19 protein-coding genes are annotated in these 20,409 nt (G+C 73.9%); 9 read left to right on the top strand and 10 right to left on the bottom strand.

Features of this window, described 5'->3' with window-relative positions:
* Positions 1-20 precede the first annotated feature (20 nt).
* Positions 21-821 carry a hypothetical protein gene (locus tag NYZ98_RS29900; protein ID WP_262846916.1) on the top strand — a complete coding sequence of 267 codons (801 nt, stop codon included), beginning with the start codon at positions 21-23 and terminating at the stop codon, positions 819-821.
* Position 822: 1 nt separating this feature from the next.
* Here NYZ98_RS29900 and NYZ98_RS29895 read toward each other — a convergent pair whose 3' ends face one another.
* Together NYZ98_RS29895 and NYZ98_RS29890 are read right to left on the bottom strand one after the other, a co-directional pair.
* Positions 823-2,055: an MFS transporter gene (locus tag NYZ98_RS29895; protein ID WP_262846915.1), complete on the bottom strand. Its 1,233-nt coding sequence runs from the start codon at positions 2,053-2,055 to the stop codon at positions 823-825.
* Positions 2,052-2,804, bottom strand: a complete 753-nt coding sequence (locus NYZ98_RS29890; RefSeq protein ID WP_262846914.1) for a DeoR/GlpR family DNA-binding transcription regulator — start codon at positions 2,802-2,804, stop codon at positions 2,052-2,054. Before NYZ98_RS29890 ends, NYZ98_RS29895 begins: the two co-directional genes overlap by 4 nt.
* A 55-nt stretch (positions 2,805-2,859) precedes the next feature.
* Here NYZ98_RS29890 and NYZ98_RS29885 point away from each other — a divergent pair, with 55 nt between their 5' ends.
* Both NYZ98_RS29885 and NYZ98_RS29880 read left to right on the top strand, forming a co-directional pair.
* The gene (locus NYZ98_RS29885; protein WP_262846913.1) at positions 2,860-3,873 is read left to right on the top strand and encodes a helix-turn-helix transcriptional regulator; all 1,014 of its coding nucleotides are present in this window, start codon (positions 2,860-2,862) and stop codon (positions 3,871-3,873) included.
* Complete coding sequence (locus NYZ98_RS29880) at positions 3,866-5,065, top strand: low temperature requirement protein A (RefSeq protein WP_262846912.1); 1,200 nt, start codon at positions 3,866-3,868, stop codon at positions 5,063-5,065. The genes NYZ98_RS29885 and NYZ98_RS29880 overlap by 8 nt, the downstream gene beginning before the upstream one ends.
* Here NYZ98_RS29880 and NYZ98_RS29875 read toward each other — a convergent pair.
* The 3 genes from NYZ98_RS29875 to NYZ98_RS29865 all read right to left on the bottom strand — a co-directional run bounded on the left by NYZ98_RS29875 (position 5,043) and on the right by NYZ98_RS29865 (position 7,576).
* Positions 5,043-5,543 carry a universal stress protein gene (locus NYZ98_RS29875; RefSeq protein WP_262846911.1) on the bottom strand — a complete coding sequence of 167 codons (501 nt, stop codon included), beginning with the start codon at positions 5,541-5,543 and terminating at the stop codon, positions 5,043-5,045. The two genes, NYZ98_RS29880 and NYZ98_RS29875, sit on opposite strands and share 23 nt — an antisense overlap.
* 136 nt (positions 5,544-5,679) lie before the next feature.
* Positions 5,680-6,282, bottom strand: a complete 603-nt coding sequence (locus NYZ98_RS29870; RefSeq protein ID WP_262846910.1) for a histidine phosphatase family protein — start codon at positions 6,280-6,282, stop codon at positions 5,680-5,682.
* A 70-nt stretch (positions 6,283-6,352) separates the two neighbouring features.
* Positions 6,353-7,576, bottom strand: coding sequence for a PEP/pyruvate-binding domain-containing protein (locus tag NYZ98_RS29865; protein WP_262846909.1), 1,224 nt, complete (start codon positions 7,574-7,576; stop codon positions 6,353-6,355).
* A 59-nt stretch (positions 7,577-7,635) separates the two neighbouring features.
* On the opposite strand from NYZ98_RS29865, the gene NYZ98_RS29860 reads away from it, so the two are divergent.
* Both NYZ98_RS29860 and NYZ98_RS29855 read left to right on the top strand, forming a co-directional pair.
* Positions 7,636-8,031 carry a DNA-binding protein gene (locus NYZ98_RS29860; RefSeq protein ID WP_262846908.1) on the top strand — a complete coding sequence of 132 codons (396 nt, stop codon included), beginning with the start codon at positions 7,636-7,638 and terminating at the stop codon, positions 8,029-8,031.
* The gene (locus NYZ98_RS29855; protein ID WP_262846907.1) at positions 8,028-8,663 is read left to right on the top strand and encodes a transcriptional regulator; all 636 of its coding nucleotides are present in this window, start codon (positions 8,028-8,030) and stop codon (positions 8,661-8,663) included. Before NYZ98_RS29860 ends, NYZ98_RS29855 begins: the two co-directional genes overlap by 4 nt.
* A gap of 97 nt (positions 8,664-8,760) precedes the next feature.
* Here NYZ98_RS29855 and NYZ98_RS29850 read toward each other — a convergent pair whose 3' ends face one another.
* Positions 8,761-10,725 carry a hypothetical protein gene (locus NYZ98_RS29850; protein ID WP_262846906.1) on the bottom strand — a complete coding sequence of 655 codons (1,965 nt, stop codon included), beginning with the start codon at positions 10,723-10,725 and terminating at the stop codon, positions 8,761-8,763.
* A gap of 269 nt (positions 10,726-10,994) precedes the next feature.
* Here NYZ98_RS29850 and NYZ98_RS29845 point away from each other — a divergent pair, with 269 nt between their 5' ends.
* Positions 10,995-11,210 (top strand): hypothetical protein, encoded by a 216-nt coding sequence (locus NYZ98_RS29845; protein ID WP_262846905.1) that lies wholly within the window; start codon positions 10,995-10,997, stop codon positions 11,208-11,210.
* 3 nt (positions 11,211-11,213) lie between these two features.
* Here the strand turns inward: NYZ98_RS29845 and NYZ98_RS29840 are convergent, their stop codons facing one another.
* The 3 genes from NYZ98_RS29840 to NYZ98_RS29830 all read right to left on the bottom strand — a co-directional run bounded on the left by NYZ98_RS29840 (position 11,214) and on the right by NYZ98_RS29830 (position 13,675).
* A complete protein-coding gene (locus NYZ98_RS29840) occupies positions 11,214-12,197 on the bottom strand; it encodes an aldo/keto reductase (protein WP_262846904.1) in 984 nt (327 codons plus the stop codon).
* A 196-nt stretch (positions 12,198-12,393) separates the two neighbouring features.
* A complete protein-coding gene (locus NYZ98_RS29835; RefSeq protein WP_262846903.1) occupies positions 12,394-13,188 on the bottom strand; it encodes an SDR family NAD(P)-dependent oxidoreductase in 795 nt (264 codons plus the stop codon).
* A 37-nt stretch (positions 13,189-13,225) separates the two neighbouring features.
* Entirely contained in the window at positions 13,226-13,675 is a 450-nt protein-coding gene (locus NYZ98_RS29830; protein ID WP_262846902.1) for a MarR family winged helix-turn-helix transcriptional regulator, read from the bottom strand.
* Positions 13,676-13,798: 123 nt separating this feature from the next.
* Between NYZ98_RS29830 and NYZ98_RS29825 the strand changes: the two genes are divergently transcribed.
* The 3 genes from NYZ98_RS29825 to NYZ98_RS29815 all read left to right on the top strand — a co-directional run bounded on the left by NYZ98_RS29825 (position 13,799) and on the right by NYZ98_RS29815 (position 19,494).
* Positions 13,799-17,002, top strand: a complete 3,204-nt coding sequence (locus tag NYZ98_RS29825; protein ID WP_262846901.1) for an efflux RND transporter permease subunit — start codon at positions 13,799-13,801, stop codon at positions 17,000-17,002.
* Between the two features lie 153 nt (positions 17,003-17,155).
* Positions 17,156-18,586 (top strand): adenylosuccinate lyase, encoded by a 1,431-nt coding sequence (purB, locus tag NYZ98_RS29820; RefSeq protein WP_262846900.1) that lies wholly within the window; start codon positions 17,156-17,158, stop codon positions 18,584-18,586.
* Positions 18,583-19,494, top strand: coding sequence for a GNAT family N-acetyltransferase (locus tag NYZ98_RS29815; protein WP_262846899.1), 912 nt, complete (start codon positions 18,583-18,585; stop codon positions 19,492-19,494). Before purB ends, NYZ98_RS29815 begins: the two co-directional genes overlap by 4 nt.
* Positions 19,495-19,692: 198 nt before the next feature.
* Here NYZ98_RS29815 and NYZ98_RS29810 read toward each other — a convergent pair.
* On the bottom strand, positions 19,693-20,409 hold a 717-nt coding region (locus tag NYZ98_RS29810; RefSeq protein WP_262846898.1), incomplete at its 5' end, for a TetR/AcrR family transcriptional regulator.

Below are 20,409 nucleotides of genomic sequence, written 5' to 3'. Positions count from 1 at the left end.
ATTCCATCAAACGCGGCGCAATGGTGCACGGCACCGTCACGGTGAGCCGGATGACAAGGTGTGCTTTCATGTCAACCGTGGCCACTCCGCTCCAGTACGGTGACCCGTCCCGGCTCGGGGCCTACGTCGTCCAGGCGCGGCTGCAGGCCCTTCCGACGGGTTTCGTGTATCTCGCCCAGGACGCCGACGGGCGGGCGGTGTCGATCGCGTTGCTGACGCGGGGTGCGGCCTTGGACGCGGCGGCGCGGGAGCGGTTCCTGACGTCGGTCCGCCAGGCTTCGCCGCGTGGGGGTGTGCGCGGGTGGGTGGCCCGGGCCCGGGGGCGTGGGCCGGTGGGGGCGCCGCAGGTGATCGTGACCGATGACGGCCCGGCGCCGTGGGTGGCGGTGCCGTACACCCCTGGTGGGCTGGGCGCGGCGTGGTTCCTTGAGTCGGTGCTGGTGAGCGGCACGCTGATCGGTGAGACCCATGGGCCGGAGTTCGTGCCGTACTGGCTGGGTGACCGGGTTCCGGCGGTTCCCTCGCCGCCGCCGCCGGCTCCGCCGGCGACCGAGACGCGGCGTGCGGTGCTGGTGGCGTTGTCGGTGCTGGTGGCGTTGCTGACGCTGACGGCGGCGATCGCGTGGTTGCTGCTGGGGCGGGGTGATGAGGTGATGCCGCCGGCGCGTCCGTTGCCGCCGACGATGTTCGTGCCGACGCCGCCGCCGCTTCCTTCGCCGAGTGACACCTTGAAGCCGTCGCCGGTGCCGTCGCCGGGGGACAGTGACATGGTGTCGCCGAGGCCGAGCCTGCCGGGTGATGACGAGGGTGAGCCGATCTGAGTCATCCGGTGCGGCCGGGGGCGCCGGTGGCGGGGTGCTGGGGTTCGGGGGTGGCGCTGGTGGGGGCGGCGCGCAGGGCGCGGGCGGCCAGGGCGACGAACAGGGCGAGCATGGCGGGGATGGCGAGGGCGCGGGGCAGGCCGAGGACTTCGGCGGCGGCGCCGATGAGGACCGGTCCGGTGAGGAAGCCGAGGTAGCCGAGGCTGGCGACGCGGGCGAGTGCCTGTCCGGCGCGGGCGGGGTCGCGGTGGCCGGCGGCGGAGAACACTTGGGGGACGATGCAGGACAGGCCCGCGCCGAAGCAGCCGAATCCGATCACTCCGGCCACGGGGTGGCCGATGAGCAGGGCGGTGACCAGGCCGGCGCCGGCCAGGATGCCGCAGTAGCGGACGAGGGTGACCGGGCCGAGGCGGACGGCGAGGCGGTCGCCGGCGAGGCGGCCCGCGGTCATCATGATCGAGAAGGCGGCGTAGGCGGCGGCGGCGAAGCCGGGTGAGCTGGCGAGGTCTTCGCGCAGGTAGACCGACCCCCAGTCGGCGGAGGCGCCTTCGCCGACCATGCAGCAGAAGCCGAGGACGCCGAGGAACAGGACGCCTTGGATCTTGGGGACGCGCGGGGCGGTGGTGCCGGCCGTGAGGGTCGTGGGCCGGGGCCGGGGGGTGGTGCGCAGGGCCCAGGGGGAGGTGATCAGGGCCAGTGCCGCCAGGGCGGTGCCGGTGGCGGCGAAGGTGGGCCAGGGTCCGATGCCCGCGTGGGCGAACAGCCCGCCTCCGGCGGCGCCGAGGAAGCCGCCGATGCTGAACACGGCGTGGAACGAGGACATGAGCGGCCGGCCCCATGCGCGTTCGACCTCGACGGCGTTGGCGTTCATGGAGACGTCCAGCATGCCGTGGGCGGCGCCGAACAGTGCCAGTGAGGCGGCCAGGGTGATCAGGCTGGGCATCGCGGCGGGCAGCAGGAGGACGGCGCCCTGGGCGAAGGCAAGGGGGACCATGACGCGGCCGCTGCCGTGCCGGTCGACCAGGCGTCCGACGATCTGCATGCCGGCGAGCGCTCCGGCGGCGATGGCGAGCAGGGCGAGGCTGAGTTGCCCGTCGCCGAGGTCGAGCCGTTCTTTGAGGGCGGGGATGCGGGAGGTCCACACGCCGATGGCGATGCCGGGGATCAGGAACATGATGTAGACGGCGGCGCGGGCACGCCGAAGCGTGGGGGCGGGGCCGGTGGGGAGGGTCATGAGGCGACGCGGACGGTGACGCCGGCGGCGGTGAGCGCGTCGTGCTGGTCGCGGGGGATGCCGGCGTCGGTGACCAGGACGTCGATGCCCGCCGGTGGGCAGACGGTGGCGAAGGCGGTCTGGCGGAACTTGGAGGAGTCGGCGGCGACGACGACGCGCCGGGCCGAGGCGATGGCGGCCTGTTTGACGGCGACGTCCTCCAGGTTGTGGGCGGTCATGCCGTGTTCGGCCGACAGGCCGCAGCAGCCGATGACGGCGGTGTCGAAGCGCAGGGAGGCGATGGCGTTCACGGTGAGGGGGCCGGTGATGTTGAGTTCGCCGTGGCGGACCTCGCCGCCGGGCAGGACCAGGCGGATGCGGGGGGCGGTGCTGAGGGCCTGGACCGACTGCAGGGCCAGGGGCAGGACGGTGAGGCGGCGGTCGTGGAGTTCGCGGGCGACGGCCAGGGTGGTGGTGCCGCCGTCCAGGACGATGGCCTCGCCGTCGGCGAGCAGGCCGGCGACTTCGGTGGCGATGCGGCGTTTGTCGTCGGTGGCCTCGTGTTCGCGTACGCCGAAGGGGGGTTCCTCGCCGCGCAGGAGCAGGCTCTGGGCGCCGCCGCGGATTCTGCGGGCGACGCCCTGCTGGGCGAGTTCGTCGAGGTCCCTGCGGATGGTCATCTCCGAGACGCCGTGCTGGGCCGCGAGTTCGGCGACCGACACGCTGTCGGAGGTCATCAGGGCGTCCATGATCGCCCGCAATCGATCCATGCGTTCATATGAACATTTTTGGTGTTTGTTTGGCAAATCAGGGAGACTGGGCGGCATGCGCGCGAGCCGGCTCCTGTCCCTGCTGCTCCTCCTCCAGGCACGCGGCCGGATGACGGCCGCCGAGCTGTCGGAGGAGCTGGAGGTGTCGGTGCGCACCGTGTACCGCGACGTGGAGGCGCTGTCGTCGGCCGGTGTCCCGGTGTACGCCGACCGCGGCCCCACGGGCGGCTACCAGCTCCTGGACGGCTACCGCACGCGGCTCAACGGCCTGACCTCCGAGGAGGCGTCCTCGCTGTTCCTGGCCGGGCTGCCGGGCCCTGCGGCCCAGCTAGGCCTGGCCGAGGTGGCCGCCGCCGCGGAGCTCAAGTTGCTGTCGGCGCTGCCCCCCGAGCCGCGCTCGCACGCCTCCCGCATGCGGGAGCGTTTCCTGATGGACGTGCCCGGCTGGTACCGCGCCGCCGACGAGGTGCCGCACCTCGGGCGGGTCGCCGACGCGGTGTGGGAGGGGCGCGAGATCCGCATGCTCTACCGGCGCTGGGGCCCGGCCGAGGTGGTGCGGCAGGTCCGGCCGTACGGGCTGGTGCTGAAGGGGGGCTCGTGGTACCTGGTGGCCGCGCCCGCGGACGCGGCGCCGCGCACCTACCGGGTGTCCCGGATCGTCACCGCCGAGGTGCTGCCCGTCCCGTTCGCCCGCCCGGAGGACTTCGACCTCACGGCCTTCTGGCAGGCCTACTCGGCCGAGTTCGCCGACCGGATGTACACGGCGGAGGCGAGCGTGCGGCTGGCGCCGGGCGCCGAGGAGATGCTGCGGTTCACCGTGGGCTCCCGGCCGGCCGATGCCGCGCTGGCCTCCGCCGGGCCGCCGGGCGAGGACGGCCGGCGGGTGCTGCGGCTGCCCATCGAGTCGGTCAGGCACGCCTGCTGGCTGCTGCTGCGGATGGGGGCGAGCGTGGAGGTGCTCGACCCGCCGGAGCTGCGCTCCATGATCGCCGCCACGGTGGCGGATCTGTCCGCTTTGTACGGCCCGTCGCTCGGGCCGACGGCACCGGAGGGCGTCGCCCGTGGTTGAGCAGGATCTGTCCCGGCGGCGCGTCAAGGGGTTCCCGGTCGTCCGCCCCACCGGCGAGGACCATCGGGCGACCCCCTTCGAGCTCTTCTTCGACCTGGTGTACGTCTTCGCGGTCACGCGGGTCACCGCCTACATGGCCGGGGAGCACGGCGCCCACGGCGTCCTGCGGGGGCTGCTGGTGCTGGCGCTGCTGTGGGGGACCTGGTCGGGGTACACGTGGCTGGGGAACCATTCGCGGGCCGACGAGGGGTTCGTGCGGGCGGGGATGGTCGTCGCGATGGCGGCGATGTTCGTGGTCGCCCTGACCATCCCCGAGGCGTGGGACGACGCGCCCGGCGGCCTGAACGGCCCTGTGGTGCTGGTGTGCGCCTACCTGCTGGTCCGCTGCGTGCACCTCGCGGTCTACGCCAAGGTCGCCGGCGGTGACGCCGGGCTGCGCCGCCAGGTCGTGATCACCTGGCTGCCGATGACGGCGGGCGCGGCGCTGCTGGTGTCGGGGGCGCTGCTGGGCGGCTGGGCGCAGACGCCGCTGTTCACCGCCGCGCTGGTGGTGGACTGGCTCGGCATCTACCTCACCGCCAGAGGCGGCGGCTGGCGGCTGCGCAGCCCGGCGCACCTGGCCGAGCGGCACGGCCTGTTCGTCATCCTGGCCATCGGCGAGTCGATCGTCGCCATCGGGGCCGGCGCCGCCGGGCGGCCCGTCAGCGGGCCGCTGCTGCTGGCGGCCGTTCTCGGTGTCGCCGTCGCGGTCTGCCTGTGGTGGCTGTACTTCGATGTGGTGTCGGTCGCGGCCGAGCGCCGGCTCGCCGGGGAGAGCGGCCCGGCCAGGGTCGACCTGGCGGTCGAGGCGTACACCTACGGGCATTTCCCCGTCGTGGCCGGGATCGTGCTGGCCGCCCTCGGGGTGGAGGGCGTGCTGGCGCATGCGGGGGACGGTGAGCCGCTGGGCGCCTTCTACGCGCTTCCGCTGTTCGGCGGTCTCGCGCTGTACCTGGCCGGGCTGCTGCTGTTCCAGCGCCGCACGCACGGCGCGCCGGGCCGTCCCCGGCTGGTGGCGACCGGCGTGCTCCTCGCGGCCGCGCCGGTCGCCGGTCTGCTGCCCCCGCTCGCCGGATCGGCGGGGGCGGTGGTCGTGCTGGGCGCGCTCATCGCCGTCGAGACGGCCGGTGTCAGCCGGTCCGCGCCCCGGTGAGGGACACGTCGTAGGCGTGGAACGCCGGGACGGCGACGGTGTGGGGGGACACGACCACGACGGGGCAGCGGGCCCCCATCATGCAGGCGGCGATCACCGGGTTGGCGGCCGCGGGGGCGCCGGGGTCGGTCCTGCGGATGCCGAGCACGAGCATCTCGGCGTCCTCGCAGTGGTTCAGCAGCACCTGGGCGGGGGGGCCGTGCGCCACGATGGGTTCGATCGCGGGGGCGGACAGGGCGACGATGCCGCGTGTCTGTTCCCTGGCCTCCTCGTACTCCTCGTCGTGGGAGCGCCAGGTCTCCATCGGCGCGTAGGACGCGCGGTGCTGGCCCGACCACTGCCAGGCGTGCACGGGCTGGACGATCGCGCCTCGCAGGCGGGCCTCGCCGAGTGCCCAGAGCAGTGCGGCGGTCGCCGCGGGGGAGTGGCTCACGCCCACGACGATGCGTGGCCGCGGCCGGGTCATTTTGTGGGTCACGGGTACCTCCTTCCCCCGAGCATCGCGCCCAAGGGGTGAGGTTCCGCCAAAGCCCCGGGAAAATGCACATTAAATGTCGTAATTCCCCGCGAGCTGTGACAGTGCCCGGCGGGTGCCGAGAGGCCGGGGAGCCGGTTCACGGCCGGGTGCCGCCGGGGAACCCGGTCCAGCGCAGGCCGGGCGGGAGGTGGCTCATGTCGTTGAACATCACGATCGCAGGCGGCAGGGCGTCGCGGTACTCGATCACGGTCAGCGCGGTGTTGGCGCTGTTCAGGCCGAGCCACCGCGACGGCGGCGCGTCCAGCGCGTGCCGCACCAGCCAGGCGATCTGGTAGGCGTGCGTCACCAGGACCTCGTGGGTGACGGGCCGGGTGGCCGGGCCGGCGGTGGCGAACCGGGCGACCAGGGCCTCGGCGAGCCGGTGGCCCGAGGCCGCCTCGGCGTCGTCGAAGCCGTCGAAGAATCCGGTCCAGGACGGGGGCGTCTCGGCGGCGGCGGGGACGTAGGGCACGTGGTCGACGAGTTCGGCGGCCTCGGCCACGGGCACGTCCGGCAGGTGCCGGGCGAGTTCGCGGGCGCTGGCGGCGGCGCGCGGCAGCGGGGAGTGCCACACGGTCTCGACCGGCAGGCCGGCGAGCCGTTCGCCCAGCAGGCCGGCCTGCCGGTGCCCGATGTCGGTGAGCCGCCCGAACGCGTCGGCCGCGCCGTGGCGTGCCAGGTAGAGGTGTCGCGTGCTCATCCGCGGTCGGGGGCGGTGCCCGCGCGGGCCGGTCCCCCTTCTCCTTCCGAACGGGATTTGCGGTGGCGGCTCACGGGTGCGCCGTGACGGTGCCGGCGGCGCCGTCCAGGGTGACGAGGGTGCCGTCGCGCAGCCTGCTCGTCGCGCCGGGGACGCCGAGGACGGCGGGGATGGCGTGCTCGCGGGCGACGATCGCGGCGTGGGACAGCACGCCTCCGGTCTCGGTGACCACGCCGGCGGCGAGGCGCAGCAGCGGTGTCCAGGCGGGGTCGGTGAAGGGGCAGACGAGGATGTCGCCGGCGCGCACGCGCGCGAAGTCGCCGGGGCCGCCGACGATCCTGGCGGTGCCGGTGACGGTCCCCCGGCTGCCCGGTGTCCCGGTGAGCGTGGCGGCCGGGGCGTCCTGGACACCGGCGGGCGGCGGCGGGGGCTGGGGCGGGGGTGCGGCGGTGACCGGCCGGGCCTGCAGGATCCAGGCGCGTCCGCCGGCCATCGCCCACTCGATGTCCCGCGGCCCGCCGAGGACGGCGGCGATCCTGTCGCCCAGCCCGGCCAGGAGCGTGGCGGTCGCGTCGTCGAGCGCCGGCCGGTCGCGGTCGCGGGCGGGCACGTCACTGACGACCAGCCCGGTGCCGCGCCGGTCGAGGCGGGTCGGTTTGCCCGCGACGGTGCGCGTGACCGTCCCGCCGGCGGCGACGCGGTAGGCGTCCGGGGTGACCCTGCCCTCGACGACGCTGGGGCCGAGGCCGAAGGACGCCTCGATGCGGGTCGCCTCGCCGGGGCGCGCGGGGGTGAACATGACCCCCGACACCTCGGCGTCCAGATGGCGCTGGACGATGACGGCCATCACCGCCTCGCCGGAGTGCCGCCCGTCCTGGTAGGCGATGGCCCGTGGGGACAGCAGCGAGGCCCAGCAGGCGCGTACGGCGCCGGCGACCTGGCCGGTCCCGCGCACGGCCAGGAAGCTCTCGTGCTGGCCGGCCGCCGACGCCTGGCCGGTGTCCTCGCCGGCCGCCGAAGACCGCACCGCCACGGGCGGGTCGCCGAGCGCGGCGAGCGCGCGTCCCAGGGCGACGGCCACGGCGGCGTCGACCGGACGGGCCTCGATCGCCCGCCGGGTCGCGCCGGGGTCGCCGGCCGTCGCGGGGTCCAGGTCGCGGGCGGCGGCGCGGTAGGCGGCGAACGGGACGACGAAGCCGTCGGGGACCGGCAGGCCCGCGCGGAGCAGCGCGCCGAGCGCGCCGGCCTTGCCCCCGCAGGTGGCGGCGGCGGCCCGCGCGAGGGGGACGAGCATGGATCACGCCTTTCAACAAAATGTTGACAACAATATGTTGATTCTCCATCATGGGTCGCATGCCGCGCAAGCAGGACATCGCCCGCTCCATGCACGCCGACCACGCCCAGGCCCGCCGTGAGCAGGACGCGCGTGAGCGTCTGTCCGGCCTGGGCGCGGACCGGCTCGGCCCCCGCCCGTGGCGGCCCCCGCCGGCCCCGCCGTCGGCGGTCGACCTGATGCAGTTCGCCGTGTGGCGCAGCGCCGAGCTGGGCCCGCAGGACATCCTGAGCGCGCTCGCGCTGCTGCCCGCCGCGCGCGAGGAGGTCGAGGGGCTCGAGTCCGCCCTGCTGTTCGTGGCCAGGAGCGCGGGGCTGACCTGGGCGCAGATGGCGCACACGATGGGGTTCAACTCCCCGCAGGCGTGCCAGCAGCGCTACACGCGCCTGACGGCACGGCAGGACGCCGGCTCGTGACGCGCGAGTCCGCGCCCGAGCTGCTGGTCCTGCACGCCGTGCGCGTCACCGGGTACGCCGGCACCCCGGTGATCGCTCGCCGGTACGGGCTCGATGTGGCCAGGACCGAGGAGGTGCTGCTGGACGCCGAGGCGCGTGGCTGGGTCGAGCACACCAGTTTCGCCGGCACCGGCGGCTGGTCGCTGACCGGGCCGGGGCGGGCCGAGGACGAGCGCCGGCTGGCGGCCGAGCTCGGCGACGCCGGCGGCGCCGAGGAGGTCCGCGCGGTCTACCGAGGATTCCTCCCGCTGAACGCCCTGCTGCTGGGGGCCTGCACCGACTGGCAGCTGCGGCCCACCGGCGGCGACCGGCTCGCCGTCAACGACCACTCCGACCCCGGCTGGGACGCCGGGGTCCTGCACGAGCTCGCCGTCATCGGGCGCGCGCTCACGCCGCTCGCCGGCCGGCTCGCGGGCGTGCTGACCCGGTTCGGCGGGTACGACACCCGGTTCGCCTCGGCCCTGGCGCGCGCCAGGGCCGGGGACGGCTCCTGGGTCGACCGCACCGACGTCGACTCCTGCCACCGCGTCTGGTTCGAGCTCCACGAGGACCTCATCGCCACCCTCGGCCTGGACCGCCACGCCGAGCCCTGACCCCCGCCCCCGGGCGCCGCGCATCAAGGGTCACGTTCCCCCGGGCCGCCGCCCCCCGGGCGCCGCGTGGGGAAGGGGGCCCGGGTCGCCGGGCGGGTCAGCCGGGGCGGTAGCAGCAGCGGACGCCCGTCTGGACGGTGGCCCGCAGCTCGCCCCCGATGACGGGGTCGGCCTCCATGATGCGGTTCAGCGCCCGCCTGATGGCCTTGCCGACCGCCAGGCGGGCCCGTTCGTCGTTGCCGTTGAACCGGCGGGCCCGCCCGCCCATGCCGGTGGCGGCGGCCAGCTCCTCGATCAGCCACTGCCGTTCGGCGCTCAGCTCGGCGGCGCGCCGCCGCTCGTCCCTGGCCTCCAGTTCGTCGATCTCGGCCTGCAGCTGGGCCAGCCGCCGCTTGTACTCGGCCTTGGCCACCTCGTCCAGCACCGGCTGGTCCGACGCCGCGTCGTCGGCCGCCGCGGTGCCCGGGAGCACCGGGCCGGCGGCCAGGTCGGTGGCGCGGATGTCGTACCCGGGGTTGGCCAGCAGCGTCGCCAGGTGCCGCATCCCCACGCTGTGGTCCACCAGGACCACCCGGCCGCCCAGCTCGATGCGCCACTGCCGGCCCCGGCGCCGGCACTGCGCCACCGGGGGCCGCTCGCCGGGGTCGGCGGCGGTGCCGCCCGCCGGGCCGGTCGCGGGCCCGGCGGGCGGGATCATGCCGAGCGCCGCCGCGTCCTGGGCGGCCATGTCCAGCTCGCGCCGCGCGCCCTCGTCGCGGGCCCCGTGGCGCAGCGTGAGCGCCTGCCCGAGGCGCGAGCGCGACAGGACCACGGCCGGCCAGTGCCCGAGGGCGAGGTTGTCGCGGACGGCCACGGTCAGGTGCTCCACGGCCCTGCCGACCTCGCCGGTGGTGAGCGCGGCCACCCCGAGGGAGTGCTGGACCGAGCCCAGGCACACCACGCCGAGGCTGGCGATGACCGGGCGCCGGGCGTACGGCAGCAGCAGCGCGTACGCCTGGGCCGCGGTCTCGGCGTCCCCGAGCACGTTGGCCGCCTCCACCACGCCGTACATCGACATCAGCCAGCTGCTGGAGCGGGGCAGGCGGGCCAGGTCGCCGCCGCACAGCCGGGCCAGCGCGCCGGCGGCCAGGCGGCGGTCCCCGGCGGTGGCCGCCGCCACCGCGAGGGCCGCGAAGTAGGAGTTGTCGGCCTGGCTGAGCGTCGGGGAGTTCACCAGTTCCGACAGCATCGGCACCAGTTCGGGGAGCCGGCCCTGGTACCAGCGGATGGCCGCCATGTGGGCGCCGTGCCAGCCGGTGGCGTCGAGGTCGCCGACCGTCCTGCCGCGCTCGGCGCAGGTGGCCGCCAGCGCCTCGGCGTGCGCCAGCCGGCCGGCGCGGACGCTGAGCATCACCTCGATGGCGCTGACGACGAACTCGACGGCCAGGTGGTTCTGCCGGGCGAGGTGGCCGCGCAGTTCCTCCATGCGGCGTTCGGCGTGCGGGTCGGCCTCGAGGAACAGGTCGACGGTGTGCCACATCAGGCCCATGAGCAGGTCGCTGCGGCGGCCGGTGCGCGCCGCCTCGCCGATCATCTCCTGGGCCAGGTCCAGCCGCAGGGCCCCGTGCCCGGGGCCGAGGACGCAGTGGTGGGCCAGGCTGAGCGTCTCGGCCAGCGCCACCGGGTCGCCCGCGCGCCTGGCCTCGGCCACCAGGGCCAGGACGTGGTCGTGGGCGCCGGTGGCGTAGTCCTCCTCGCCGGCGAGCCTGGCGCGCAGCCGGAGCGCCAGGTGGGACCTGGGGTCGACCAGCGACAGGGCGCGCCGCTGGCGCGCGCGGACGAAGCCGGCGTCGGCGGCGGTGCGGTGCTCGTGCACCCACAGCCCGCCGAGGCCGAGGGCCGCGCGGGCCATCGCGCGGCTCTCCCCCTGGCGTTCGCCTTCGCGGTAGGCCCTGTCGAACCATTTGCGCGCGGTCCGCAGGTCGCCGTCCACGTGCAGCGCGTTCTCTCCCGCCCGCAGGGAGACCTCGACGCCGTCCTCGCGCACGGCCGGGTTCCCCGCGAGCTCCCGTAAGCTTTTCAATCGTCTACCCCCGTGGCAGATCCGGCCCGCATCGTCTCGGTGTTGACGCGACCCCCTCGCGTGGAGAGCGGATCCCTGCCCTCCGGCCGGGCGATGCCGGGTTGCGAACACCTACCATCACGAGCGCGCCCGGCTTTCGGTTCAATCCTTGAAATTTCATTTACCGGGGGCGGCGCGCCGGGGTGGATGAGTAGGGGGTTACTCATGTCGCGGCCGGGCCGCCGGACCACCATGAGGGTCGGCTCATCTTCTCGTGAAAGGCGGACACCATGGCCGCTCCGACTCCCGACGCCGTCACCGCGTACCAGGACAACTGGCGTTTTTGCGTGCACTGCTGCGGCCTGTGGTGGAACGGGCGCTCCGACAACGGGGCGTGCCCGTCGGCGCTGCTGCCGGCGGGCAACCCGCATCGTTCACCGAACGGGCAGCATCACGGTCCGAGCTGGGACTTCATCCTGCCCTCGAACCCGAGCCACTCGATCTAGCGGTCAGGACGTGAGCCGGGGCACGTTGCCCGCCGGGTAGCGCTCCCCGGCGACGGCGCCCCTCGGGGCCGCCTTCGCCAGCGCCGCCAGCTCGTCCTGGGTCAGGGCGATGTCCAGGGCGGCGACGTTCTCCTCCAGGTAGGTGCGGCGCTTGGTGCCCGGGATGGGCACGATGTCCTGGCCCTGGGCCAGGACCCAGGCCAGGGCGAGCTGCGCCGGGGTGACGCCCTTGTGCTCGGCCACCTCCTGGATCTGCAGGACCAGGGCGTGGTTGGCGGCGAAGTTGCCGCCCTGGAAGCGCGCGTTGTGCGCGCGGAAGTCGTCGTCGTCGAACTGGTCGGCGCTGGTGATGGCGCCGGTCAGGAACCCGCGCCCGAGCGGGCTGTAGGCGACCAGGCCGATGCCGAGCTCGCGGAAGGTCGCGATGATCTCGTCTTCGGGGTCGCGGGTGAACAGGGAGTACTCGTACTGGCCGGCGGTGACCGGGTGGACGGCGTGCGCGCGGCGGACGACGTCGGGCGCGGCCTCGGAGATGCCGAGGTGGCGCACCTTGCCGGCCGCGACGAGCTCGGCCATCGCGCCCCAGGTGTCCTCGATGGGGACCGAGGGGTCGACGCGGTGCTGGTAGTACAGGTCGATGTGGTCGACGCCCAGCCGTTCCAGCGAGGCGTCGCAGGCCCGGCGCAGGTAGTCGGGCCGGCCGTTGACGCCGATGCGGGTGCCGTCGGGGCCGCGTTCGATGCCGAACTTGGTGGCCAGCACGACGTCGTCCCTGCGGCCGGCGATCGCGGCGCCGACGAGCCGCTCGTTGGTGAACGGGCCGTACATGTCGGCGGTGTCCAGCAGGGTGGTGCCGAGGTCGAGGGCGCGGTGGATGGTGGCCGTCGACTCCGCCTCGTCGCCCGGGCCGTAGAACTCGCTCATGCCCATGCATCCGAGGCCGAGGGAGGAGACGGTCAGGCCCTGTCCGAGGGTGCGCTGCTTCATGGTCGTGTGCTCCTCACGTCGGTCGTCTGATCGCCCGCCGGGTTCCGCGAGGCCGCCCGCCGGGGGACGTCGTGGCCTCCAGTCTCCGGGGTGGAGTGCGCTCCAGGTCAAATCGATTAATGGGACTTACTTTGTAAAGGCCCCCGAATCGGACAAATTTCGCCGAGCTGAAAACCCGAACGACGCGCGCCGATCGCTAGTGGACGGAGAACCCGCCGTCGACGCAAATCGCCTGCCCGGTGATGTACGCGGCGCCGTCGCCCGCCAGCAGGACCGCGATGCCGGTGAAGTCGGCGGGCAGGCCGTTGCGGCCCAGCATGGAGCGGGCGGCCAGCGCCTCGACGCGGCCGGGGACGGCCTGGGCCGGGGCGGTGAGCGGGGTGAGCACGAAACCCGGGATGACGGTGTTGGCGCACACCCCGTCGCGCGACCACGCCTCGGCCTGTGAGCGGGACAGGCCGGCGACCGCGGCCTTGCTGACGCCGTAGGCGCCGCTGTCGCCGAACGCGCTGATCGACTGCTGGGAGCCGATGTTGATGATGCGGCCCCAGCCGCGCGCGGCCATGCGCGGGCCGAAGTGCTGCCCAAGGGTGTAGGGGGCGGTGATGTTGACCCGCATGGTGGTGGCGTAGTCCTCGCCGGTCAGCTCGCCCATGGGGCGGCGGATGTTGTTGCCCGCGGCGTTGACCAGGATGTCGATCTCGCCGAAGGGGCTGGCGGCCTCATCGATGACGCGCTGGAGGCCGGCGGCGTCGCCGAGGTCGGCGCTGATGGCGTCGGCGCGCACGCCGTGCTCGCGCAGGGTGCTCAGGGAGGCGGCGAGCTCGGCCCGCCTGCGGGCGACGATGACGACGGCGGCTCCGGCGCGGCCGATCGCCTCGGCCATGGCGTACCCGATGCCGGAGCTGCCGCCGGTGACCAGGGCGGTGCGGCCGGACAGGGAGAAGAGCCCATGGAGGTAGGCGTCCGGGGCCTCATGCTGGGGTCGCATGGGGCCAGAAGCTATCACCGGCCGAAGGGGGGAATCCCTACCAGGGGCCGTAGAGCTCGGTGGCGGCGGTGCGCAGCCTGCTCATGACGGCTTCGAGCTGGCGCAGGGTGTCCAGGTCGAGGCGGTCCATCAGGCGGCGATAGTTGGCCAGGCCGGCGTCGGCGAGCTCGCGGGTCATGCGGTGGCCGGCGTCGGTGAGCTCGACGCGGCGGATGCGGCGGTCGCTCGGGTCCTCGCGGCGGGTGACCAGGCCCTGGGCGACCAGGCGGTCGACGATGCCGGTGACGGTGCCGAGGCCGGTGCCGAGGGTGGTGGCGAGCTCCTGGCCGGAGACCGATCCCCGGCTGGCGAGGATGAGGGCGACCTTGAGCTGTTGCATCGTCAGGTTGACGGCCAGCAGCGGCATCGAACGGTCATGGGCGAACACCCGCGCCAGGGCGTCCTGCGATTCGCCGATCCGAGCGATCAGCTCTTCTCTCTCGTCCACTTCCACCTTCCGCCCGGGCCCGCCCAGGTTACCAGGAGTTCACGGCTCGGCTAAATATTCGTATAAAGCGAAGTGTTAGCATTGCCGGAAATCTTCGTTGAGAATCCTGGAAGGTCCACTTCTATGACCGCTCTGGCCAGGCTGAGCCTCGCCAACCGCAGCCTTGTCATCATGATCGCGGTCGTGATCAGCGCGTTCGGGGCCTTCGCGATTCCCTCGCTGAAACAGCAGCTACTGCCGTCGCTGTCGTTCCCCGGCGCGTTCGTGGTGGCGCCCTACGCCGGCGCGTCCCCCGACATCGTCGAGGAGCAGGTCACCAAGCCGATCGAGAGCACCCTGCAGGGGGTCGCGGGGGTCACCGAGGTCACCTCGACCTCGCGCGAGGGGTCGGCGCAGATCCAGGTGTCGTTCGAGTACGGGACCGACGTCGAGGCCGCGGTGGGCAAGCTGCAGCAGGCGGTCGCCCGGCTCGGGGCGCAGTTGCCGTCGGGCGTGGAGCCCACGGTGGTGGCGGGCAACACCGACGACATCCCGGTGATGGTGCTGGCGGTCGGCGACGGCGGTGACCAGCTCGGGATGCTGGACAAGCTGGAGCGCATCGCGGTCCCCGACCTGCAGGGCGTCGCCGGGGTGCGCGAGGTGTCGGTGACCGGCGCGAGCAAGCAGACGGTGGTCATCACCCCGAACCTGCTGAAGATGGCGTTCCTCGGGTTGTCGCCGGCGGCGATCCCCGAGCTGCTGCGGGCCAACGGCACCCCGATCCCGGCGGGCAGCCTGACCGACGACGGCAAGTCGCTGACGGTGCAGGTCGGGCGGCGGATCTCCTCCATCGAGGACCTGAAGAACCTGTACCTGACGCCGCAGGCCCCCGCCGCCCGGCCGCAGACGCCGCAGGGGCGGCCCGGTCAGGGCGCGGCGGCGACGCCGGGGCAGGTGATCCCGGCGGCGCCCAAGCCGGTGAAGCTCGGCGAGGTCGTCACGATCGAGGAGAAGCCCGCCGACGCGACGACGATCACGCGGACCGACGGCAAGGCGAGCCTCGGCATGTCGGTGACGATGACGCCCGACGGCAACGCGGTGCAGATCTCCCACGACGTGCGGGGCAAGATCGCCGAGCTGACGCGGGCGCTGGGCGACGCCTCGGAGATCACGGTGGTGTTCGACCAGGCGCCCTACGTCGAGCGGTCGATCGAGGACCTGTCGACCGAGGGCCTGCTCGGCCTGGTGTTCGCGGTGATCGTCATTCTGCTGTTCCTGTTGTCGCTGCGCTCGACGATCGTGACGGCGGTGTCGATCCCGCTGTCGGTGGTGATCGCGCTGATCGCGCTGTGGGTGGGGGACTACTCGCTGAACCTGCTGACGCTGGGCGCGCTGACGATCGCGATCGGCCGGGTGGTGGACGACTCGATCGTGGTGCTGGAGAACATCAAGCGGCACCTCGGGTACGGGGAGGCCAAACGCCAGGCGGTGCTGGAGGCCGTCCGCGAGGTGAGCGGCGCGGTCACGGCGTCCACGCTGACGACGGTGGCGGTGTTCCTGCCGATCGCGTTCGTGGGCGGGATGATCGGCCAGCTGTTCGCGCCGTTCGCGATCACGGTGACGGTGGCGTTGCTGGCGTCGTTGCTGGTGGCGCTGACGGTGATCCCGGTGCTGGCGTACTGGTTCCTGCGGGCGCCGAGGCTCTCGGAGGACGAGGCGCGGGAGGTCCGGGCCCGCGCGGAGGCCAAGGAGCTGCGCAGCCCGCTTCAGCGGATGTATCTGCCGGTGCTGAGGTTCGCGACGCGGCGGCGGTTCGTGACGCTGCTGATCGGGTTCGTGATCTTCGTGGGGACGCTGGGGCTGGCGCCCGGGCTGAAGACGAACTTCATCGACTCCTCGGGCAACGACACCATCTCGGTGACGCAGAAGATGCCGGCGGGCACCGACCTGGCGACGACCGACGCGGCCGCCAAGAAGGTGGAACAGGTGTTCACCGACATCAGGGGCATCGCGTCGTACCAGGTGAACGTGGGTTCGGGCGGGACGTTCTCGGGTGGGCTCGGCGGGTCGGCCGACCGGGCGTCGTACTCGGTGACGGTGGCCGAGGACGCCGACACCCCGGTGCTGGAGCAGACGCTGCGCGACCGGCTGGCCGGGCTGAGGGACGCCGGTGAGGTGACCGTCGGCGGGCAGCAGGGCGGGTTCGCCTCCGACCGCGCCGAGGTGATCCTTCAGGGCCCGGATCTGGCGGCGCTGAAGTCGGGGTCGGACACGGTGCTGGCTGCGATGCGGCAGATCGAGGGCCTGCGGGACGTGAGCTCGAACCTGGAGGCCAGCGCGCCGCGCGTGGAGGTGCGGGTCGACAGGAGGAAGGCGGCGGCCAAGGGGCTGACCGAGGCGGGCATCGGGCAGTTCGTCGCCCAGGCGTTCCGTGGGGCGCCGATCGGCCAGATCACGCTGGACGGGCGGGCCAACGACATCATCCTGCGGGCGGGCGGCACGGTGCCCGGCGACCTGGCGGCGGTGCGGGCTATGAAGGTGCCCGGCGCGGCCGGGCTGGTGAAGCTGTCGAGCGTGGCGGAGGTGCGGCAGGTCGCCGGTCCGACGCAGATCACCCGCAAGGACGGTGACCGCACGGCGTCGGTGTCGGCGGCGGCGACGGCGAGCGACCTGGGCAGCGTGACCGCGAAGATCACCGAGAAGATGACGTCGCTGACGCTGCCGGAGGGGGTGGACTACACCATCGGCGGGGTGAGCGCCGACCAGAACGAGGCGTTCGCGCAGCTCGGGCTGGCGATGCTGGCGGCCATCGCGATCGTGTTCATGATCATGGTGGCGGCGTTCCGCAGTTTCGTGCAGCCGCTGATCCTGCTGGTGTCGATCCCGTTCGCGGCGACCGGGGCGATCGGGCTGCTGCGGGTGACCGACACCCCGCTGGGCGTCCCGGCGCTGATCGGCATGCTGATGCTGATCGGCATCGTGGTGACCAACGCGATCGTGCTGATCGACCTGATCAACCAGTACCGGGAGCAGGGGCTCGGCGTGGTCGAGGCGGTCGTGGAGGGCGGGCGCCGCCGGCTGCGGCCGATCCTGATGACCGCGATCGCGACGATCTGCGCGCTGACGCCGATGGCGGTCGGGCTGACGGGGTCGGGCGGGTTCATATCCCAGCCGCTGGCGATCGTGGTGATCGGCGGCCTGGTGTCCTCGACGCTGCTGACGCTGGTTCTGGTGCCGACGCTGTACACGATCGTGGAGCGGACCAAGGAGCGGTTCAGGCGGCGGCGGGCCGGGCGGCCGGACGCCGAGGTGAAGGTGTACGACAAGGAGGCCCTGGCGTCCCGCTAGGGCCGCTTCCCCCCATGTCCCGCCGGACCGGCCTCCATCCTGGGGGCCGGTCTCCGTCGCGTCCTGTCCGGTCGGCTTCCGCCGCCGCGCCCTGTCCGGCCGGCTCGCACCCCCGCGTGCCGCGGCGGGGCGGCGCCAATAGACTGAGGCAACGTGACCGCCAAGCCGCGTATCCCCAATGTCCTCGCCACCCGGTACGCCTCGCCGGAGCTGGCCCGTGTGTGGTCCTCGGAGCACAAGGTGGTGGCCGAGCGGCGCCTGTGGCTGGCCGTGCTGCGGGCGCAGGCCGAGCTCGGGGTGGCGGTGCCGCCCGGGGTCGTCGACGACTACGAGGCGGTGGCCGGGAAGGTCGACCTGGGCTCCATCGCCGAGCGGGAGCGGCTGACCCGCCATGACGTCAAGGCCCGCATCGAGGAGTTCAACGAGCTGGCCGGGCACGAGCACATCCACAAGGGGATGACCTCGCGCGACCTGACCGAGAACGTGGAGCAGCTGCAGATCCGCGACAGCCTGGTGCTGGTGCGGGACCGTTGCGCGGCGCTGCTGGCGCGGCTGGGCGAGCTGGCGGAGCGGTACTCGGGCGTGGTGATGGCGGGGCGCTCGCACAACGTGGCGGCGCAGGCGACCACGCTCGGCAAGAGGTTCGCCACGGCGGCCGACGAGCTGCTGGTGGCGTTCGCCCGGCTGGAGGAGCTGCTGGCCCGGTACCCGCTGCGCGGGATCAAGGGCCCGGTGGGCACCTCCCAGGACATGCTCGACCTGCTGGGCGGCGACGCCGGTCGGCTGGCGGCGCTGGAGGGGCGGGTCGCGGCGCATCTGGGGTTCTCGGCGGGGCTGACGAGCGTGGGCCAGGTGTATCCGAGGTCGCTGGACTACGAGGTGCTGACGGCGCTGGTGCAGCTCGCGGCGGCGCCGTCCAGCCTGGCCAAGACGATCCGGCTGATGGCGGGGCACGAGCTGGTGACCGAGGGGTTCCAGGAGGGCCAGGTCGGGTCCAGCGCGATGCCGCACAAGATGAACACCCGTTCGTGCGAGCGGGTGAACGGCCTGACGGTGGTGCTGCGGGGGTACGCCTCGATGGCGGGGGAGCTGGCGGGGGACCAGTGGAACGAGGGCGATGTGTCGTGTTCGGTGGTGCGCCGGGTGGCGCTTCCCGACGCGTTCTTCGCCTTCGACGGGCTGGTGGAGACGATGCTGACGGTGCTGGCCGAGTTCGGGGCGTTCCCTGCGGTGATCGCGGCGGAGCTGGAGCGCTACCTGCCGTTCCTGGCGACGACCAAGATGCTCATGGCGGCGGTGCGGGCCGGGGTGGGCCGGGAGACGGCGCACGAGCTGATCAAGGAGCACGCGGTGGCGTCCGCGCTGGCGATGCGGGAGGGCGGCACGGCCAACCCGCTGCTGGAGCGCCTGGGCGGGGACGCGCGGTTCCCGCTGGACCTGGCGGCGCTCCAGGCGTTGCTGGCCGACCCGGCGCCGTTCACCGGCGCGGCCGCGGGGCAGGTCGCCGAGGTGGTGTCGCGGGTGGGCGAGGTGGTCGCCCGTCACCGGGAGGCCGCCGCGTACCGTCCGGGCGCGATTCTGTGATCCGTGAGCTGACCGGTCCCGGCGAGGTGGCCGCGGCCTCGGGTGACGAGCTCATGGTGGTGTGGGGGGCGCAGGGCATGGGCCCTGGGGTGCGGGCGTTCGCCTCGGGGGAGGCGGTCGCGGTCGCCAGCCCGGGGTTGTCGCGCCGTGACCGGCTGGTGGTGACCGGGCCGCTGGGCGACGCGGTGCCGCTGGTACGGCACGCCCTGGCCGAGGCGGGGCCGTCGTACCGGCCGCTGGGGGAGGAGTCGCTGGTGCGGGGGCTGGCCGAGCGGGTGGAGGGGCTGCGGTTCGCGGCCGCGTTCGACTGGATGGAAACGGTCTCGCTGACGCCCGACCGTGGCCCCGCCCCCGGCCGGACGCCCGCCGGCCGCGATCCCGCTCCTGGCCGCGATCCTGCTCCTGGCCGTGGTCCTGTCCTTGGCCGTGGTCCTATCCTTGGCCCTGGCCCTGGTCCTGTCCTTGGCCGGGCTCCCGCTCGTGGCCAGGCTTCCGCTCCTGGCCGGGGTCCGGTGGGGGTGGGCGGCGGGGCGGGGTGGCTGGCCGAGGGGGACGAGGCGGAGGTCACCGCCCTGCTCGCCGAGGCCAGCCCCGGTTCGTACGCGGCGCCGGGGATCGCGGGGGTGCGCAGGTGGGCGGGGGTCCGGGCCGGCGCGGGCGCGATCGTGTCGGCGGCCGCGGACGCGTGGACGGCGCCGGGGGCGGGGTTCGTCGCGGGGGTCGCGACCGCGGTGGGGGAGCGGGGGAAGGGGTACGGGGAGGCGGTGTGCCGGTTCCTGCTCGGCGCCCTGCTGGCCGAGCACGGGCGGGTCGCGCTGATGGTGGACTCGTGGAACCGAGCGGCGATCAGCGTGTACGAGCGCCTGGGCATGCGCCGGCGTCCGGTCGGCGCCGCGCACATGGAGTGACACCGGGCGGACCGGTGCGGATCGCAGCGGAAGGCCGTGCTCGGCGAGGGCCGGTGTGTCCTCGGGCAGACCAGGTCAGGCGGGGCCGGATCGCCGCGAAAGGCCGTGCTCGGTGCGTGCCGGTGTGTTCTCGGCACACCAGGTCAGGCGGGGCCGGATCGCCGCGAAGTCCGTCTTTTGTGCTCGGGGCGGGGCGGGCTAGGTGGGGCCGGTGCCGTGGCGGACCAGGTGGAGGAGGCGGTCGGCGTGGTCGGGGGCGGCGCCGCCGAGCGCGATGCCGTTGGCCACGGTGAGCAGGTCCCTGACGTCGAGGTCGGCGCGGACGGCGCCGGCGTCGCGGGCGCGGTCCAGCAGGGACGACGCGGTCGTGATCATCGAGTGGTGCCACCGGGCGAACAGGTCTGAGCGGCCGTCGGCCTCGCAGGGGTCGCCCTTGGCCGACAGCGACAGGTCGCGTTTGGTGGCGACGTGGGCGATGAACGCCTTGAGCCAGGTGAACAGGGCGTCGCCGGGGTCGGGGTCGCCCAGCAGGTCCTCGCCGTGGGCGCACAGGGCCGCGACCTCCTCGGCGTAGACGGCGATGATCAGCTCGATGCGGGTGGGGAAGTGCCGGTACATGGTGGCGTTGCCGACCCCGGCGCGTTTGGCGATGTCGTCCAGCGGCGCGCCGGGGCCGTGCTCGTCGAAGACGTCCCTGGCGGCGGCCAGCAGCAGCTCGTAGTTGCGCCGCGCGTCGGCCCTGCGCGGCCGGTCCGGCGGCGCGCCTGACGGGGCGGGGACGGTGTTCCGGGTGCGCGGAGCGGTGTCAGAGGGGGCGGGAGCGGTGTTCCGGGCGCGCGGAGGGGCGCCGGACGGGGATGGAGCGATGCCGGACGGGGCGGCGGCGGTGGGGGCGATGTCGGACGCGGCGTGGGC

Source organism: Sphaerisporangium corydalis (assembly GCF_025506355.1).
GTDB lineage: Bacteria > Actinomycetota > Actinomycetes > Streptosporangiales > Streptosporangiaceae > Sphaerisporangium > Sphaerisporangium corydalis.
This window is presented reverse-complemented; position numbering and strand designations above follow the sequence as displayed.

What these genes read in the sequence shown, in the direction of transcription:
- NYZ98_RS29865 (WP_262846909.1), bottom strand. Translation starts at nt 7,576, where the DNA reads ATGCTCGTCCCCCTCGCGCGGGCCGCCGCCGCCACCTGCGGGGGCAAG.
- NYZ98_RS29870 (WP_262846910.1), bottom strand. Translation starts at nt 6,282, where the DNA reads ATGAGCACGCGACACCTCTACCTGGCACGCCACGGCGCGGCCGACGCG.
- NYZ98_RS29895 (WP_262846915.1), bottom strand. Translation starts at nt 2,055, where the DNA reads ATGACCCTCCCCACCGGCCCCGCCCCCACGCTTCGGCGTGCCCGCGCC.
- NYZ98_RS29890 (WP_262846914.1), bottom strand. Translation starts at nt 2,804, where the DNA reads ATGGATCGATTGCGGGCGATCATGGACGCCCTGATGACCTCCGACAGC.
- NYZ98_RS29840 (WP_262846904.1), bottom strand. Translation starts at nt 12,197, where the DNA reads ATGAAGCAGCGCACCCTCGGACAGGGCCTGACCGTCTCCTCCCTCGGC.
- NYZ98_RS29835 (WP_262846903.1), bottom strand. Translation starts at nt 13,188, where the DNA reads ATGCGACCCCAGCATGAGGCCCCGGACGCCTACCTCCATGGGCTCTTC.
- NYZ98_RS29825 (WP_262846901.1), top strand. Translation starts at nt 13,799, where the DNA reads ATGACCGCTCTGGCCAGGCTGAGCCTCGCCAACCGCAGCCTTGTCATC.
- NYZ98_RS29860 (WP_262846908.1), top strand. Translation starts at nt 7,636, where the DNA reads ATGCCGCGCAAGCAGGACATCGCCCGCTCCATGCACGCCGACCACGCC.
- NYZ98_RS29885 (WP_262846913.1), top strand. Translation starts at nt 2,860, where the DNA reads ATGCGCGCGAGCCGGCTCCTGTCCCTGCTGCTCCTCCTCCAGGCACGC.
- NYZ98_RS29845 (WP_262846905.1), top strand. Translation starts at nt 10,995, where the DNA reads ATGGCCGCTCCGACTCCCGACGCCGTCACCGCGTACCAGGACAACTGG.
- NYZ98_RS29900 (WP_262846916.1), top strand. Translation starts at nt 21, where the DNA reads ATGGTGCACGGCACCGTCACGGTGAGCCGGATGACAAGGTGTGCTTTC.